The sequence below is a fragment of the Diaphorobacter sp. LI3 genome (assembly GCF_022807955.1).
Classification (GTDB): domain Bacteria; phylum Pseudomonadota; class Gammaproteobacteria; order Burkholderiales; family Burkholderiaceae_C; genus Diaphorobacter; species Diaphorobacter nitroreducens.
In genome coordinates, this window is record NZ_CP094347.1 from 20424 (window position 1) to 35512 (window position 15089).

17 protein-coding genes and 1 pseudogene are annotated in these 15089 nt (G+C 63.1%); 17 read left to right on the top strand and 1 reads right to left on the bottom strand.

Translation table 11 applies throughout. The annotated features are described in order from the left end of the window. The 10 genes from MRB47_RS19620 to MRB47_RS19665 all read left to right on the top strand — a co-directional run bounded on the left by MRB47_RS19620 (position 1) and on the right by MRB47_RS19665 (position 7445). Entirely contained in the window at positions 1–741 is a 741-nt protein-coding gene (locus tag MRB47_RS19620; protein WP_252102683.1) for a hypothetical protein, read from the top strand. After that, positions 738–1265 carry a TIGR02281 family clan AA aspartic protease gene (locus tag MRB47_RS19625; RefSeq protein ID WP_252102684.1) on the top strand — a complete coding sequence of 176 codons (528 nt, stop codon included), beginning with the start codon at positions 738–740 and terminating at the stop codon, positions 1263–1265. Before MRB47_RS19620 ends, MRB47_RS19625 begins: the two co-directional genes overlap by 4 nt. After that, positions 1262–1909, top strand: coding sequence for a phosphohydrolase (locus MRB47_RS19630; RefSeq protein ID WP_252102685.1), 648 nt, complete (start codon positions 1262–1264; stop codon positions 1907–1909). Before MRB47_RS19625 ends, MRB47_RS19630 begins: the two co-directional genes overlap by 4 nt. 714 nt (positions 1910–2623) lie before the next feature. Then, positions 2624–2896 (top strand): hypothetical protein, encoded by a 273-nt coding sequence (locus MRB47_RS19635; RefSeq protein WP_188382287.1) that lies wholly within the window; start codon positions 2624–2626, stop codon positions 2894–2896. A 10-nt stretch (positions 2897–2906) separates the two neighbouring features. Further along, entirely contained in the window at positions 2907–3284 is a 378-nt protein-coding gene (locus MRB47_RS19640) for a hypothetical protein (RefSeq protein ID WP_252102686.1), read from the top strand. Between the two features lie 3 nt (positions 3285–3287). Next, the gene (locus tag MRB47_RS19645; RefSeq protein WP_188382289.1) at positions 3288–4271 is read left to right on the top strand and encodes a DNA primase; all 984 of its coding nucleotides are present in this window, start codon (positions 3288–3290) and stop codon (positions 4269–4271) included. Between the two features lie 155 nt (positions 4272–4426). Beyond that, complete coding sequence (locus tag MRB47_RS19650) at positions 4427–4846, top strand: hypothetical protein (protein ID WP_011798667.1); 420 nt, start codon at positions 4427–4429, stop codon at positions 4844–4846. A 28-nt stretch (positions 4847–4874) separates the two neighbouring features. Then, positions 4875–5657 (top strand): ParA family protein, encoded by a 783-nt coding sequence (locus tag MRB47_RS19655; RefSeq protein WP_009242144.1) that lies wholly within the window; start codon positions 4875–4877, stop codon positions 5655–5657. A 12-nt stretch (positions 5658–5669) separates the two neighbouring features. Further along, positions 5670–6962 (top strand): ParB/RepB/Spo0J family partition protein, encoded by a 1293-nt coding sequence (locus MRB47_RS19660; protein WP_188382290.1) that lies wholly within the window; start codon positions 5670–5672, stop codon positions 6960–6962. A gap of 78 nt (positions 6963–7040) precedes the next feature. Continuing rightward, positions 7041–7445 (top strand): TrfB-related DNA-binding protein, encoded by a 405-nt coding sequence (locus MRB47_RS19665; RefSeq protein ID WP_252102687.1) that lies wholly within the window; start codon positions 7041–7043, stop codon positions 7443–7445. Here MRB47_RS19665 and MRB47_RS19670 read toward each other — a convergent pair. After that, a pseudogene (locus MRB47_RS19670) lies at positions 7442–8074 on the bottom strand (Tn3 family transposase); the annotation flags it as partial. The gene MRB47_RS19665 and the pseudogene MRB47_RS19670 overlap by 4 nt on opposite strands. Positions 8075–8982: 908 nt before the next feature. Here MRB47_RS19670 and MRB47_RS19675 point away from each other — a divergent pair. The 7 genes from MRB47_RS19675 to MRB47_RS19705 all read left to right on the top strand — a co-directional run bounded on the left by MRB47_RS19675 (position 8983) and on the right by MRB47_RS19705 (position 15070). Beyond that, a complete protein-coding gene (locus MRB47_RS19675) occupies positions 8983–9306 on the top strand; it encodes a type II toxin-antitoxin system RelE/ParE family toxin (RefSeq protein WP_188382292.1) in 324 nt (107 codons plus the stop codon). After that, entirely contained in the window at positions 9303–9614 is a 312-nt protein-coding gene (locus tag MRB47_RS19680; protein WP_011811068.1) for an addiction module antidote protein, read from the top strand. Before MRB47_RS19675 ends, MRB47_RS19680 begins: the two co-directional genes overlap by 4 nt. A 205-nt stretch (positions 9615–9819) precedes the next feature. Further along, positions 9820–10689 carry a replication initiator protein A gene (locus tag MRB47_RS19685; protein ID WP_252102688.1) on the top strand — a complete coding sequence of 290 codons (870 nt, stop codon included), beginning with the start codon at positions 9820–9822 and terminating at the stop codon, positions 10687–10689. 1505 nt (positions 10690–12194) lie between these two features. Beyond that, positions 12195–13232, top strand: coding sequence for a DNA-binding protein (locus MRB47_RS19690; RefSeq protein WP_150990075.1), 1038 nt, complete (start codon positions 12195–12197; stop codon positions 13230–13232). Next, complete coding sequence (locus MRB47_RS19695; RefSeq protein WP_105779265.1) at positions 13229–13729, top strand: hypothetical protein; 501 nt, start codon at positions 13229–13231, stop codon at positions 13727–13729. The genes MRB47_RS19690 and MRB47_RS19695 overlap by 4 nt, the downstream gene beginning before the upstream one ends. Positions 13730–13939: 210 nt before the next feature. Continuing rightward, positions 13940–14152 carry a hypothetical protein gene (locus MRB47_RS19700; protein ID WP_017510841.1) on the top strand — a complete coding sequence of 71 codons (213 nt, stop codon included), beginning with the start codon at positions 13940–13942 and terminating at the stop codon, positions 14150–14152. Between the two features lie 3 nt (positions 14153–14155). Beyond that, a complete protein-coding gene (locus MRB47_RS19705; protein WP_011798656.1) occupies positions 14156–15070 on the top strand; it encodes a DNA cytosine methyltransferase in 915 nt (304 codons plus the stop codon). Positions 15071–15089: the final 19 nt, after the last annotated feature.

Sequence of the window (15089 nt, forward strand, 5' to 3'; positions counted from 1 at the left end):
ATGCGTCACCTTCCGCTTTACCTGCTTCTGGCCGCTGCGGCCGGTTGCGCACTGCCGGCGCTGGCCAGTTCTGACGCGGTGCCAGATGATGCACCGGCCGCTGTTGCGGCCGCTCCGGCCGCCGAGGTCAAGGTGGCCATCGCCGGCCACATCGACTTGGCTGCTGATCGAGGGCGCAAGGTCTTCATCGAATTCCTGGCCAGTCCGAGGCTGACGGCCGCCGCGCGGGCCTCGCTGGCCTCCAGCGGCTTCGAGCTGGTGGACACCCGCGAGCAGGCCGACGTGGTGTACGAGCTGGATGGTGCCTTCCAGGCGTTGCGCCCCGCGACCCGCCGTACCGCCGAGGTGCGCGTGGGTGACTATGCCGAGAACCCTGCGCCCTTGGCCACCAAGAGCGGCCGGGGCGGCTCTGTCATGCTGTCGCTGAACCCGCTGGCCATGCTGATCGGCACGATTGCGTCCAATGTCGGGAATGCGACCGGCGCGCAAGACTCGGTGAACGCGGCAGCGGCCGGCGACCCGGACGGCAAATGCCTGTCACGCTGCGAGACATGGCGCTACCGTCAGCGCAATGTGGTCAACCTGACGCGCAAGGAGGGCGGCACGGAACAGAAGTGCTCTGTCCTGGCCACGGCCGAGGACGCCGAGCTGCTGCCGGCGCGACTGATCCAGTCTTCGCTTGATGGCCTGCATGAAGCAGCCGGTTTAGTTGTTTCACTGAATTCGCCTCCTGCGCAATGAAGGCCCGCAGCTACCTTCTCGCACTGCTGGCCAGCCTTGTGGCTGGCACTGCGGCCGCGCAGCAGCGGGAATACATCATCTATGACGGGCAGAGCTACACCGGCGATCAGCTCGACGTTGCGGCCGCCTCTCCCGTGATGGTCAAGCCAGCGCAGCGCCTGGGCAATGGCGACTACTCCATTCCCCGCGCTGCGGATGGGCACTACTACATCGCCGGGGCCGTCAACGGTTTTCCCGTGGTCTTCATGGTGGACACCGGGGCGCGCTTCACGACGCTGCCGGTCAAGCTCGCCCGCAATGCCGGCATCCGCGCCGGCCGCGCAACATCCTTTGACACGGCCGCAGGCCGTGAACGTGGTGGCATCACTGCGGCCAACACGGTGATCGTCGGCCCCTTCGCCGTTGAGGGTGCGGCTGTCGCCGTCCTGGAGCGCCTTTCCGCTCCGCTGCTGGGGATGGACGTGCTCAACCGCTTCCAGATCGCCTATTCGGGCGGCTTCATGATCCTGCGGGGCGGCCGATGACGCCGGAAGCGGCGCGCGCGTGGGTTCGGCTTCCTTCTGGCCGCCGTCTCGACCTCATCAACCCCGACCCCAGCGCGTGGCTCGACAGTGACCTTGCTTTGCGTTTGGCGAGGACGTACCGCTGGGGTGGGGAATCGTCATGGCCCCTGCCCCTCTCTGTGGCCCAGCATTCGCTCCTGGTGCTCGCTTTGCGCCGGCAGTGGAGTGACACCCCTTTGACGCCTTCTGACGCCCTTCTGGAGCTTCTGCACGACGCCGAGGAAGGTTTCCTTGGGTTCGACTGCATTTCCCCTTTGAAGGACGTGCTGGGTCTTTCCTTTCGGGCCGTTTCGTCTCGCCTGATGGCTGCGGTTTCAGAGCGGTACGAGCTGCGCGCTTGGTCGTCGGCCGCGCACGCCGTCCACAAACGGGCCGACTCGGTGGCGGCCGCTTCCGAGGCTGTGCATTGCATTGGCTGGCCAGTTCATGAAGTCCGCGATGTCCTAAGCATCGTGCATCCTGTCCTCGATGTCGATCCGCTGGCTGACATCTACGGTTGCCGGCCGTGGGAGCCGTGGGCGGCTGACGTTGCGGCCGAGCGGTTCCTGGATGTGCTGGAGTCGTTGCGTGCCGCTGTGCATGGGCAGATCAAGGCGCAAGCGTGACCCCTGGGCGTCTCCCCTGCGGGGCCGGGCTTTCGTGCTGCGCATCGAGCCGCCTGCGGCGTCTCGCCCCTGCGGGCGTCAATCCCTGACGCCTCCGCGCCGTGCCGGCGCTGCGCGCTCCGCTTGCCGGGCCTGAAGGCCCAGCCGAGGAACTTTCGCGCGCGAAAGTTCGGGATGTGGATCTGATCCGTGGTGTGCCGGCGCTGGTGCGCTGAATCCGCTACGCGCGGGGCCGCACCCCACCACTACCTCGCGCCTTTATTCGTCGTCATGGTGCCCTCCGGCCGGGCTTCTCCGGTCAAGGGCCGGGCTGCGCCCTGAAATCCTCACCCGTTCGGTGCTCGCCTGCGGCTGCGCTCCGCGTGCGGCCTCCGGTTTCTCCCTTGACCGCGCCCGTCCTGCGTGCCCCTGGACGCCGAGGCGACGAGGTAGATGGTGGGATGCAAAAGCCGGCCCCCGCGCTCCGCTGGCCATGTGGGTGATCGACGGGGAGCAGGGGAGCTTGTGCCCCTGCGGGGCAAGAGCAACTGCAACACCTTGGGGGCCTGTTCCGGCCCCCAAACCCCGCCCCGAGGCTCCAAGGTAGCTTGCCTGAACCCCGAAGAAACACAAGCCCGGAACCCGCGAAAAATCAGGCTTTTTTCTCTATCAAACTATTGACGGTCAATAGTTTGGCGGGTAGAATATAGGCATTGGTTGAGTAGGAGTTTCAACATGGCAGATCAAGGCACTTTCGACTTTGGCCCGGATGTTCCCCGGAGCAGCGTGGCTCTGAAGCGGGACTTCCACGGGTTCGCTCAGTTCCGCGAAGACGAGCACAGCCCTTGGGTGTTCTATGTGTGCGGCTTCGACTCCACCGTGACCGGCGAGGCTGGCCAATGCACCGTGTTGCGTGCCGATGGCGGCCGCGAGTGCGTGCCCATCGACGCCGAAGACCGCATCACCATCGCCGGGCGCAAGTACGGCCGGCAGCACTGGAACCATTGAGGACTGCGCCATGCGTTTCCATCGGTATGGCAAGTACGAGTTCCGCGACACCGAGCGCAAGCGCGCCGCTTTCGCGCGCAAGCAGAAAGCCGAGCGCGAGGCCCTTCCTCTGTTCGCTGACCAAGTGGCGGCCGAGCAGATCGACGTGGACGAGGAAATGACGGCTCGCCGGCTGCAATGGGAGCGTCACCAAGCCATTGATCGCAAGCGCCGGGCAGACAAGTGGCGCGAGGCACGGCGGCGTCTCAACGACTACCAGGGGCCGGTGCGCAGGGCCTTGCTGGCCTACTGGCAGGGGTGCAAGTGGCCAGCCGATCCGAGCTACTTCCTCTCCATGCTGCACATGTACGACACCGGCCGCCTCTCTCTCGACATCCCGAAGGCTTGAACCATGCACATCCTGATCGACCACCTGACACAAGCCGCATCGTTTTACCGTGGCCAGCTCCGCGCCTCTCCGCGCGCGGTGGCTTACCTGAAGTCGCGCGGCCTGCGGGGCGACATCGCCGCCCGCTATGGCTTGGGGTATGCCCCGGCCGGTTTCCAGGCGCTGCGCGAGGCATTCCCGAGCTACAACGACCGTGCCTTGGAGAAGGCTGGGCTGGTGGCGGTCAACGACGGCGGCCGGCGCTATGACCGCTTCCGCGACCGCATCATGTTCCCCATCCTCGATGACGCAGGCAGCGTGATCGGGTTCGGGGGCCGCGTGCTCGAAGGCGACGGGCCGAAGTACCTCAATTCACCAGAAACCGAAGTCTTCCAGAAGGGGCGCGTGCTGTTCGGGCTGACCCAGGCGGCCGAGGCTATTGCCGCGACCGGCACCGCCTATGTGGTGGAGGGATACCTGGATGTCGTCAGTCTGGCCCAACATGGTGTGCAGAACGCCGTGGCAACGCTGGGCACGGCTACAACAGGCCAGCATGTGGAACGGCTGCTGGGCTTGGCCAAGCGTGTGATCTTCTGCTTTGACGGAGACGACGCCGGCAGACGGGCGGCTGCGCGCGCCCTGGACGTGTGCCTGCCTCATGTCACCGACGCGGCAGACGTGAGTTTCCTTTTCCTTCCGCGCGACCACGACCCGGACAGCTACGTGCGCGCTAAGGGTGGGGACGCCTTCAACGACTTGGCCTTGGAGGCTTCGAGCCTCGAAGGCTTCTTCCTGGCCAGCGCGATGCAGGGTTGCCAGTTGGAGTACGCCGAGGGCCGGGCGCGGCTGGTGGCCACGGCTGCGCCGCGTCTCCAGCAGATCAATGCACCGGCAATGCTGCGCCGGATTCTGACCGCCATTGCTGGGCCGTCCAAGTTTTCCGTGGGCGAGCTGATCGACTTATGCGGCTTGGAAAAAAACATGCTTTTAACTATTGACCGTCAATAGTTCTATGGTAGAATTCAACTCATCGGCAGCGGATGGACGGCCGATGAACCCCGGAAACAACTGTGAGCAGACAGTGGGGCACTGAACCGATCTTTCGCACGCGAAAGGGACGATCCACCGAAGACCATCATCAACATGACTTAGGAGCTTTGACCATGCGTACTACCGTTTATGCCCGCCTCTTTGACCGACTGGCCGACTTGATCCCCAGCCTGCAATCCGCCCGCGCTGGTGCGGTTTTCTGCGCCCCTCCGCGAATCCCTGACGACATGGCCGTGTATTGCCACATTGCGGCCGTCGAGGGTGACATGCGCCTGATCGAGCTGGCCGACGACAACCAGAAGAAGGGCACGGTAATGCCTGCGCCGTGGCTCAAGCTGCGTGTGGATATGGCCAACAAGCTGGCCGAGGTACTGGAGATGGAAGACACCTTCGGTTATCAGGTGATCTACACGGGCGGCAGTGCGGTGAATCCGCGCCGCGCCCAAATCAACATGTTCGCTATGAACTGGCTGCAAGTCATGGTGAATTTTGAGCTGTGCTTCCAGCCTGCCGACGTGTCGGTGGCGGCCTGATCGACAACCAGGGAAAGGACGAACGATCATGAAAACCATCGCTATCGCCAACCAGAAGGGTGGAGTCGGCAAGACCACTGTTGCCCGCAACCTGGCTTTCTTCGCCATCGAGCGCGGCTTGCGCGTCCTGTGCGTTGACCTCGATCCGCAAAAGAACTTCAGCAAGACCCTCCGGGCGCTGCGCGAGCGTACCGTGGGCGACCAGGGCGACGAGCTGCAATCGCTGACCGGCAGCGCCTTGTTCGACGGAGAGGCCATCGAACTGCAACCGCTTCCGTGCGGCGAGTCCGCTGCGCTGGTGGCTGCTGACCGCGAGCTGGTGGACGTGGCCAGCCGCCCGCTGGAAGACCTGCACGCCCCGCGCGCTGCGCTGGCCAAGCTGGCCAAAGACTTCGACGTGTGCATCATCGACACGGCCCCGACGCTGGGAAATCCGCTGTATGCCGCGCTGATCGCCGCTGACTTCGTGGTGTGCCCTTGCACGATGGATCAAGACGCCATCGACGGCCTGGGCGACCTGTTTGAAGACATCGCGCGCGTGCAGCAACTGGAATGGAACGCCGACCTTGTGACGCTGGGCCTGCTGGCCAACCGCGTCAATACCCGCCGCGCCTTCGACCGCAACGCCCTGGAGCAACTGCGCGACGAGCTGGGCGAGGTGGTGATGGAAGGGGTGCTTTACGACCGCGCAGCCACGCAGTACGCCAAAGATCGGCCGGTGTGGCGCGTGCAAAGCGGCGAAAGCCAAATCCTGGCCGCCCGCGAAATGAAAGCGGTGTGCAACCAGATTTTCGACAAAGCCGCGATCTAAAAGGACAAGGACATGACCGCAACCGCAACCAACAAAAAGCCCGGCCTCAACCTGGGCAAGCTGTCCGCCGTGGCTCAGATCGCCGTCAAGCCGGTACAGCCGGCCGACGCCGAAATCGAACTGGCGCGCATCTACAGCGTCAAGCAGGTTCGCAAGACGTTCCGCAACCTGGAGGAACTGGCCGAGAGCTTCAAGCTGAACGGCATCATCGAGCCGCTGGTGGTGCATGAAGAAGCTGACGGCCGCTACCGCATCATCGTCGGGGAGCGCCGCTACCGCGCCGCGCCGCTGGCTGGTCTGGTCAAGGTGCCCGTCATCATCAAGAAGGGCCTCACCGAGCTGCAAATCCGCCGCTTGCAAGTCACGGAGAACAACGACCGCGACGACCTGACCGCCTACGAGGAAGCAATGGGCGTGATCGAGGATGTGGAGCTGTACGGCACCAAGGAAGCCATGACGATCTGGAACCGTGGCGAGGCATGGGTTAGCAAGCGCATGGCTGTGCGCCGCTATGCAGACCCGGTGCGCGAGCTGCTGGAGAACGATCTGTGCGGTGACTTCGAGGTGCTGCACTGCCTCAACCAGATTTACGACATCGAGGAAACGCGCACCGAGTTCTACCGCCTGCGTCACCGCATGAACGAGGGCCTTCCCTTGTCGCGCGACGAGGCCCGCAACACGCTGGCCAGAATGAAGGCGTGGAAGCAGCAGCAAGACGAGCTGGCCCAGCGCCGTATCGAGCTGGAGAACACCAAGAAGGCCGGCGACAAGGCCCCGGAGAAGACCCCCGCATGGCTGGAAGAACAGCGCAAGCGGGATGCCGAACGGGCGGCCGGTGGATCGAATGCCGGCGACGGTGCCGACGCGGACGACCAGGACACCGCGACGGCTCCAGCCGCTACCTCGGGGCGTGGCCAGCAAGCCCTCCCAACGATGGAGCTGACCCCGGAGCAGAAGGCCGCCGCCGAGAAGGAGCGCGCCAACGAAAAGCTGCTGTCGCTGCGGGAAGAAACCTTCGAGTGGGGCGAAGCCAATCAGGCGCAGTTCTTCAGCATGAAAACCCACATGACCACGCTGGGCCACGACATGCACGAAACCGAGTGGGTGCTGTGGCAGGGGTTCTTGGCCATGACCTTGCCGATGCTGGAAGGCATCGGCCCGGAGCGGGCAGTCATGTACCTGAAGAAGCTCCAGGGCGAGCTGAAGGACAAGACCCCGGCGCAGTTGTGGGAGGAAATGCACCCCGACATCGAGGGCGCTGGCCGGAATGCCTCTCCCGACATGCCGGACGGCTGGCGTTTCTGACCCTCTCCTGAAGGCGGCCGCTGGCCGCCTCTTTTCAACTTTCGCGCGCGAAACCGCGCTGATGTACCGGACGGCCCCATGAGACTGAAACGCCTTACCCCGCAAGCCTTCGACCGAACCGCCGCCGACACCCGCTTGGGCGAACAAGCCCGTGAAATGGCGCGGGCCGTTCTGGTGGATGGCCGCGCCCAGGTGGACGTGGCCACCGAGCACGGGATGACCAAGCAGCGCGTGAGCTTGGCCGTTGCGGCCATCGAGCGGGCCTACAAGAAAGCCACCACGCCGGGCGTGAGTTCCATCCGTGTGGAGCTGGATCTTCCTGAAACTTTGGCGCTTGAGCTGGCGGCTTTGGCCGAGGCGATGAAGGGGTGCGACGACGTGGCCAAGTCCGCCGAGGCGCTGGAGAAGGCCACTACGGCCGTGCGAAAGGCCACCAAGCTCTTGAAGGGGAGGTTTGACGAAAGGGAAATTAAAGTACGTTAAGCCTTTGGAATTGGTAGTAACGGCCTGAATCCGCCTTTCTCGACCCTCCGATGCTGTTTCCAGGCGTAGTCGCCAGTCAGATTGATATGGTTCCAGTGAATCGGCGCAACATGCTTGAGCAACGCCTCATCAATGGGATATTCCTGGGCACGCATCGCGTTGACTGCCCGTTCCAAGTAGACCGTATTCCACAAGATAATCGCCGCCACAACCAGATTGAGGCCACTGGCTCGGTGACGTTGAAGCTCGTAGGTGCGATCCCGGATTTCGCCAAGCCGGTTGAAGCATACGGCGCGAGCCAATGTGTTTTTCGCCTCACCCTTGTTCAGGCCGGCAGTCACGCGCTGGCGCAAGCGCGGGTCGAGCAGCCAGTCCAGCGCAAAAATAGTGCGCTCGATGCGCCCAATTTCGCGCAGTGCAAGCGCCAGGCCGTTTTGTCGTGGATAGCTGGCAAGCTTGCGCAACATCAGCGATGCTGTCACGGTGCCTTGTTTGATTGACGTGACCAGGCGCAGATATTCCTGCCATTGCGTCAGAATAATTTTCTGATTGATTTTTTCACCAAGAAAGTTCGCCAGCGCCGGGTAATTCTTCGGGTCATCGGGTACGAACAGGTTCTTGTCCTTGAGAGGGTCGGCCGGGAATCGTGCGAAATCCTCAAAAAATCGATGTAACAACTTGATTCGTTGTACAAATATTGACAATTGAAAGGTGAAAACCATGTGTGACTACCATGCGCCATTTTTCGGGGCGGCCTATCCTGACGCGTGCTGTATTGACGGCTATCTGTGGGACTTAGATAGCTGTGACGAACCGGGCGGAGCGCTATCCGTGGGTGGCGACATTCCGTGCCCATCCTGCATTATCGCGTGTTAGAACGTGGCGTTTTGGCGGACATCGACGGGAGCCGATGGTATGTAATATCGTATTACGTAATACGGTACGAAATACACAACGCATTGAATTAGCTCCGGTTTTCCGTTGTTTGATAGTACGTTATTTGCGCTGACGACGGAGCCAGCCGCAAGGGTGGTCAAGTATCGACGCGAAATCAATGAGTTATCGCAATAATTCAAGTGTTTCGCACGATTCCCGGCCGACCCTCTTGAACACTTGGCTGCGCGAACGGCAGCTACGGGCACCCAGCTGCCGGACAGCCTGAAACCTTGAATGGCAGCAAACTGGCGTAAAGCTGGGATACGTGAACGAGGCTTTCGGCCGCCTAGCCGAGCGCCTCAAGCAGCTTGCCGGTTGATCGCCGGAATTTTCGGCGGTTCCGGCTTCTCGCGGCGCTTTGTACATAGGACTCCTGACCGTTCCCGGTCAGAAGTCCGCTGCACGCATGTGAATGTGACGCGCCCATTACGTCCGTTTCGGCTTACTTCCCCGTTACAGCCAATTCCAAAGGCTTAACGTACTTTAATTTCCCTTTCGTCAAACGTCCCCTTGAAGGCTGCGCCATGACCTGCACGATCAACCAAGACGAGGCGCAGGGTGCTCCCTTGCGCCTTTGTCGTTTATAAACGATAATCTAACCATGTTCACCGTTCGGCACTACATCACCGAGGACGAGCACGACCCGTTTCAAGAGTGGCTGAAGAAGCTACGCGACCCGATTGCAAAAGGCCAGGTGGTCAAGCGGGTGGGCCGCATCGAGGCGGGCAACTTTGGCGATCACAAGCCCTGCCGCGAAGGCGTGTGGGAGCTGCGAATCGACCAAGGCCCAGGCTACCGCGTCTATTACGCGATGGCGGGCGCGGTGGTGGTTCTACTGCTGTGCGGCGGTGACAAAGGCACCCAGGACGCGGACATCGAGCGCGCCATTGGGCATTGGAAAGACTGGCAACGGAGGTCAGCATGAAAGATCGAAGCCATGACGAAGCAATGGCCGAGCTGTTCAAGGAAGACCCGGCTTTTGCGGCCGAGTACCTGAACCAGCTTCTCCAGGATGGAGAACCGGCCGATCTACTGGTGGCGCTGCGCCAGATGGCGCAAGCGCGCGGTGGCGTGCGCGCTATCGCCAAGGAAACCGAGCTGAATGCCAACCAGCTCTACCGCACGCTGTCGCCCCAGGGCAACCCGGAGCTGCGCAGCCTGTCGGCCGTGCTCAAGGCGCTGGGCCTGCGCTTGGCGGTGCAGCCTGTCGGCCAGCACCATGCAACGGCATGAATCGGAACGCACAAAAGAAAATGCCCGGCGAGCAGGCCGGGCACTTCAAGACCATCATCAACCCCTAACGGATCAACCCGCTTGGCAGCAAGAGACACATAAGGAGCAATGAATGTCCAATCATACCACAGACAGCGAAACGGCAACACTTTTTCCACTCGGGCGATCAGATGAGCCGGCAGGTGGGAACATCCTGGCCAGCGCCGTGCAACCTGACCTGTTTGTGGTGCTTGAGGCGATCCATGATTGGCCCGTCAAAGATGATGTGTCCTCGATGGAATACCCCATCTTCTCCCTGTCGAAGAACCGCGACACCCGCATCCGCGTCTATTCGCGCGCGGGCCGGAGCATCCGCATCATCCCGTCTGCCGTGGGCGCGGCTACGGTGTTCGACAAGGACATCCTGATCTACTGCATCAGCCAGATCGTGCGAGGGCACGACGCCGGCATCAAGACCTCGCGCCGCGTCCGCGTGGACGTGTACCCGTTCCTGCTGGGCACGCGCCGCAGCACCGGAGGCGCCGCCTACGAGCGCGTGGTGGACATGTGCCGGCGCTTGAAGGGCACGACGATTGAAACGAACGTCAAGACGAACGAGAAAGAGCAACTTGAAGGCTTCGGCTTGATCGAGGACTACCGGGTGACGACCTGGACGAAGAACGGCAAAGGCGCGCTGGAACTGGAGCTGACGATTTCCGAATGGCTCTACCGGGCCGCAATGGACTTCGACATCCTCACGCTGCACCCCGACTATTTCAGCCTTGGCCAAGCCCTGGAGCGCCGGCTGTACGAGCTGGCCCGCAAGCACTGCGGTGACAAGGCGTGGTGGGAAATCGGCCTTCCGTTGCTGCTGGAGAAGACGGGCAGCTCGCAGACCCTGCGCCGCTTCAAGCAGGAGATCAAGGAAATCGTGGAGCGCGACCCATTGCCCGACTACCGGATGTTCCTGGACGAGTCCGTGAAGCCCAACAAGCTGGTCATCATGACCCGAGACAACGCCAAACTGGTATGCGAGGCCAACAAGGCTGGCAAGCTGTCTTGGGTGTCCTACTTCTTGCAAAAAAAGCTGTCCTGATCCCCATGCAGAGGCTCGCCGCGCTGCCCCAGCTTGGCCACGGGCAGAGCCTCAACCGCCCATCGTGGCCCCCTGGCCAGCGCCGGCCCGGACTCGTCTATCGGCGTACATTTCGCCTTCTTGCCAAACTGCGCGAATTCGTCTATCGCGGTACGGTTTACTCGTCTATCGCCGCACACCTCTGCGCGACAAAACTACCGAAAAACCCGCGTCAGCATTGGATTTTTAGCCCGGCAGCATCAAAAAACGGCTTTTTTGCTGCCACGCTGAAAGCATCCGGTACGCCTCGAAACACTCGTCTATCGGCGTACATTTGGGCACTTATCCACAGAAAACGCGGCCGTTTCGTCTATCGCCGTACAAACACTCGTCTATCGCGGTACGTTTTTTTCGTCTATCGCCGTACAGGGTTGTCGTCTATCGGCGTACATGCCACATGGAAAAATCCTTGCGCAACAAGGACTTACGGCAGCTTATCCACAGCGTAACACGCGCGCGCGATTTAACGCCTTTTTATTTAACGTTTTAACGCCGCCGAAGGGGGGTGCCCCCCCTTCTCGAACCCGCCCGGCCGGCTTCGCCGTCCTCCCATCCCCCCAGGGGCTGTGCCCCTCGGCCTGCGGCCTCACCCCAAATCGTGCGCGCCGTTGGCGCGAGTGCTCACAAAGCCCGGCTGCGCCGGGCCGGGGTGCTCCACCGCCCTGCAACCACGGTCTAAGCGGCTCAGGCCGTCCGCAAGCGGCCGTCCTGACCTGCCCCGCAAGCGGGGCACCCTACGGGCGCTAAGACACCGGATAAATCACGCCCGCCGCGTCCTACGGCCGCGCCGGCCGCTCAACCGGGCGCGCAGCGCGCCGTGGAACACCGTCCCTGCTACACAACCGTCAAAAAGTCTTCAAAAGGGAGGGGCGAAGCCTTCCGCGATGGGCATGAAGGCTTAGAAGGGCTGAAATGGCAGCGCAGGAGGCCCGTCACGGCGTTTTCTGACCCTTGGCCAGCCCTGACCCCTAGGACACCCGGAAAAATCGCTTGTAGCGCGTTCTGTGCGGTCGGTTTTCTGGCTGAACAGCTCATGCTAACGGCTGGCCAGCCGCTGCTCCACTGCGGCCGCCTCGATGCGGGCCGGATGCCCTGCCGGCGAAAGTGAACACGATAGACGAATCACTGCCCGCGAAGGCTCTGTTTCCGGGGCTTGGCGGCCGAATTCGAGTGCCAACACGCATGAAATCGGCCTGATCCTGGCCAACTTGCCCATTTTTCCCGGCCTGGAGCCATTCGAGGCTCGGGCCGACGCGCCCGATTCGTCTATCGGGGGCTTTTCTAGAAGGACGGCCGCCGAGGTGGCCACCGACCCGCTTCCACCACCAGCTCGACGCCCGGCCCGCCGAAGGCAAGCGCGACGGCGGCCGATCCCGGCCGGCACTTCGCCTGTTGCGTTTGTTGTTTTTTACTGTAAAATACAACATACAACAACAAACAACACAATCAACCGAAAGGAGCCTGTCATGGCAAGCGAAGCGATCATCACGGAAGAACTGATCTGTAAAGCCGCCGAACAACTGGCGGCCGAGGGGATGCGCCCGACAAACGAGACGGTGCGCGAACTGCTGGCGAAGTGGACGAGCACGAAGGGCGGCAGCTACGCCACCATCGGCCCGGTGCTGCGCGCCTGGAAGGCCCGCCGCAAGGCGGCCGAGTCGGCCGAGCCGGTACGCGAAGCCGCGCCCCAGGTTGTGCTCGACAAGGTGCAGGGCTGGGCTTCGGACATGTGGGGCGTGGCACTGGAGCTTGCCAATGGTCGCTTGGCCTCCGAGCGTGAATCTCTGGAGCGGGTGCGTCAGGAACTCGAAGCCGAGACTGCGGAGGCGCTGGCCCTGGCCGAGAAACGCGAGGACGAACGCGATGAGGCGCGCCGGCAAGCCGCCGAACTGACCGACCAACTGGCCAGCCTTCAGGCCGACGTGGCTGCACAAACCGAGCGAGCGGCGGCTGGGGAAGCGCGGGCGGCCGAGCTGGAGAAGCGGGCCAACGAGGTGCATGACGACCTGAAGGCTGAACGGGCGCGACGCGATGAAGCGGAGGCCGCACGCCGGACGGTGGAAGCCGAGCTTTCCACCCAGCGCGCGGACGTGGCCCGACTCTCCCAGCAAGCGGCAGACTTGGAGCGCGAGCTGGCCCAGGTTCGCGGTGAACTTGCGCGAGTGCAGGAGCAAGGAGCGGCCGAGTTGGCGGCGGCGCGGAAAGAGCACGCCGAAGGGGTGGCTGCTCAACGTGCCCAGCATGATGCCGAGGTGGGGCGACTGAAAGATGCTCACCAGCAGGCATTGCACGACCAGAAGCAGCGCAGCGTGGAGGTCATCGGCAAGCTGGAGACTTCCAAGCAGCGCATGGAAGCCGAGCTGGACGAGGCGCGCAAAGAGGCCCGTGATGCGGCCGCCCAACTTGGCCGGGTGACAGGGGAACTCGACGCGCTGCGCAGTCAAGTCGCCAGTCAAGAGGCGACCATCCGGGGCTTCACCGCAAAGAAGGCTGACAAGACGTGATCGGCTCCGCGTGGCTGCATCTGGCCAGCTTCGCGGTCATGCTGGTGGCGATCCGCGCCGTCCGGCGCTGGACGTGGCTGTACGCCCTGTCCGTGTTGCCCGGCACGCTGGCCCATGAGGCTATGCACTGGCTGGCCGGCTGGCTGTTTGGTGCGCGCCCGGTTTCCCTGTCGATCCTGCCGCGCAGGATGCCTGACGGGGAGCTGCTGCTGGGGCGCGTGCTGTTCATGCGCCTGCGCTGGTGGAATGCGGTTCCCGTGGCGCTCGCGCCCTTCCTTCTCATTCCGTTGAGCGCCGGCCTACTGTGGCATTCCGCTGGCTGGCTCGCTCTCGCATGGCCCAGCCTTGGCCTGAAACTCCTGGCCGTGCAATGCCTGCTGGCGACGTGGCCGAGCGGCCGCGATTGGCGGCACGCCTTGGCCGGCGCAGCCGTGGCCGGGGCGCTGACGCTCGCCGGCCTCTACCTCTACAACCGTTTGGGCTTCGCCCTGCGGTGACTTTCGCGCGCGAAAGCCTGCGCCGGCTGATGTTGTGCTTTCATAATGAAAGCAACTTTTTGCGCGTAACTATTGACGGTCAATAGTTTAATGGGTAGAATATAGGCATTGCTTCAGTGATGAGGCAATGCCTCGGTAGGGGTGACGGTGAGCAGACCAGACCCCAGCCGCTTAGACCATCTTCAACCCTTCCGCATAAGGAAAACGACCATGCAAACCGCCCTGGCCAACACCACCGCCCAAGCCACGGATTACCCGCAATGGGTGATCGTTGAGAACGCCGGCACCGATGCCGAAGACGTGTGGAGTGACCACCACACTTTCAAGGCGGCGCTGAAGGAGCTGGAGAGCTGCGGCGGCACGGATAACGGCTTCGACCTGATGAAGCGCCTTCCCGATGGCACCCTGACCACGGAATTCTGACCCATGCGCTGTATCGACCTCTTTGCAGGGGCCGGTGGCTTCACCGAAGGCGCGCGCCTGGCTGGCGCGCGCGTGGTGTGGGCCGCGAACCATTGGCCGCTGGCTGTTCAGTACCACCAGACCAACCACCCTGACACTTGGCACGAGTGCCAAGACCTCCAGCAAGCCGACTGGCGCGCGGTGCCCGCGCATGATGTCGTGCTGGCTTCGCCAGCCTGCCAAGGGCATTCGAGGGCAAGAGGCCGCGAGCGGCCGCATCATGACGCGCTGCGCAGCACGGCTTGGGCCGTGGTGGCTTGCGCGGAATACCACCGCAGCCCGGTGATCCTGGTCGAGAACGTCCCCGACTTCGAGAAGTGGGTGCTTTACCCAGCTTGGCGCGATGCGCTGCGCCGGCTGGGCTACGCCGTATCGCCGCATCTGGTTGATGCGGCGGATCATGGCGTGCCGCAGAACCGACAGCGCCTGTTCCTGGTCTGCACGCGCTCTCGGCGGCCGCTGCGCTTGAGCCTGCCGCGCCGCGAGCACCGGCCTATTGCCGATGTGATCCAGTGGGATGCACACCCGTGGAGTCCGATCGTTACGCCCAGGCGCAGCGACAAGACGCTGCGCCAGATCGCGGCGGGCCGTGCTGCGCACGGCGACCGCTTCCTGATCCCGTACTACTCCAGCGGCAGCGGCCTCACCGGCCGCAGCATCCACCGGCCTGTCGGCACCATCACGACCCGCGACCGCTGGGCCGTGATCGAGGGCGACAAGATGCGGATGCTTGCCGTGCCCGAGGCACGGGATGCAATGAGCTTTCCGCCGTCCTACGTCCTCCCCAACGTCCACCGCGATGCCATGCACCTGCTGGGTAATGCCGTCTGCCCCGTGGTGGCCGCCGACTTCCTCAACGAGCTGCGCCTTGCGGCTTGATCGTTTTCCTGGAGCTGCC

Bases quoted from the DNA above. Each gene is read 5' to 3' on its own strand.
- MRB47_RS19620 (WP_252102683.1), top strand. From the start codon at position 1: ATGCGTCACCTTCCGCTTTACCTGCTTCTGGCCGCTGCGGCCGGTTGC.
- MRB47_RS19625 (WP_252102684.1), top strand. From the start codon at position 738: ATGAAGGCCCGCAGCTACCTTCTCGCACTGCTGGCCAGCCTTGTGGCT.
- MRB47_RS19630 (WP_252102685.1), top strand. From the start codon at position 1,262: ATGACGCCGGAAGCGGCGCGCGCGTGGGTTCGGCTTCCTTCTGGCCGC.
- MRB47_RS19635 (WP_188382287.1), top strand. From the start codon at position 2,624: ATGGCAGATCAAGGCACTTTCGACTTTGGCCCGGATGTTCCCCGGAGC.
- MRB47_RS19640 (WP_252102686.1), top strand. From the start codon at position 2,907: ATGCGTTTCCATCGGTATGGCAAGTACGAGTTCCGCGACACCGAGCGC.
- MRB47_RS19645 (WP_188382289.1), top strand. From the start codon at position 3,288: ATGCACATCCTGATCGACCACCTGACACAAGCCGCATCGTTTTACCGT.
- MRB47_RS19650 (WP_011798667.1), top strand. From the start codon at position 4,427: ATGCGTACTACCGTTTATGCCCGCCTCTTTGACCGACTGGCCGACTTG.
- MRB47_RS19655 (WP_009242144.1), top strand. From the start codon at position 4,875: ATGAAAACCATCGCTATCGCCAACCAGAAGGGTGGAGTCGGCAAGACC.
- MRB47_RS19660 (WP_188382290.1), top strand. From the start codon at position 5,670: ATGACCGCAACCGCAACCAACAAAAAGCCCGGCCTCAACCTGGGCAAG.
- MRB47_RS19665 (WP_252102687.1), top strand. From the start codon at position 7,041: ATGAGACTGAAACGCCTTACCCCGCAAGCCTTCGACCGAACCGCCGCC.
- MRB47_RS19675 (WP_188382292.1), top strand. From the start codon at position 8,983: ATGTTCACCGTTCGGCACTACATCACCGAGGACGAGCACGACCCGTTT.
- MRB47_RS19680 (WP_011811068.1), top strand. From the start codon at position 9,303: ATGAAAGATCGAAGCCATGACGAAGCAATGGCCGAGCTGTTCAAGGAA.
- MRB47_RS19690 (WP_150990075.1), top strand. From the start codon at position 12,195: ATGGCAAGCGAAGCGATCATCACGGAAGAACTGATCTGTAAAGCCGCC.
- MRB47_RS19700 (WP_017510841.1), top strand. From the start codon at position 13,940: ATGCAAACCGCCCTGGCCAACACCACCGCCCAAGCCACGGATTACCCG.
- MRB47_RS19705 (WP_011798656.1), top strand. From the start codon at position 14,156: ATGCGCTGTATCGACCTCTTTGCAGGGGCCGGTGGCTTCACCGAAGGC.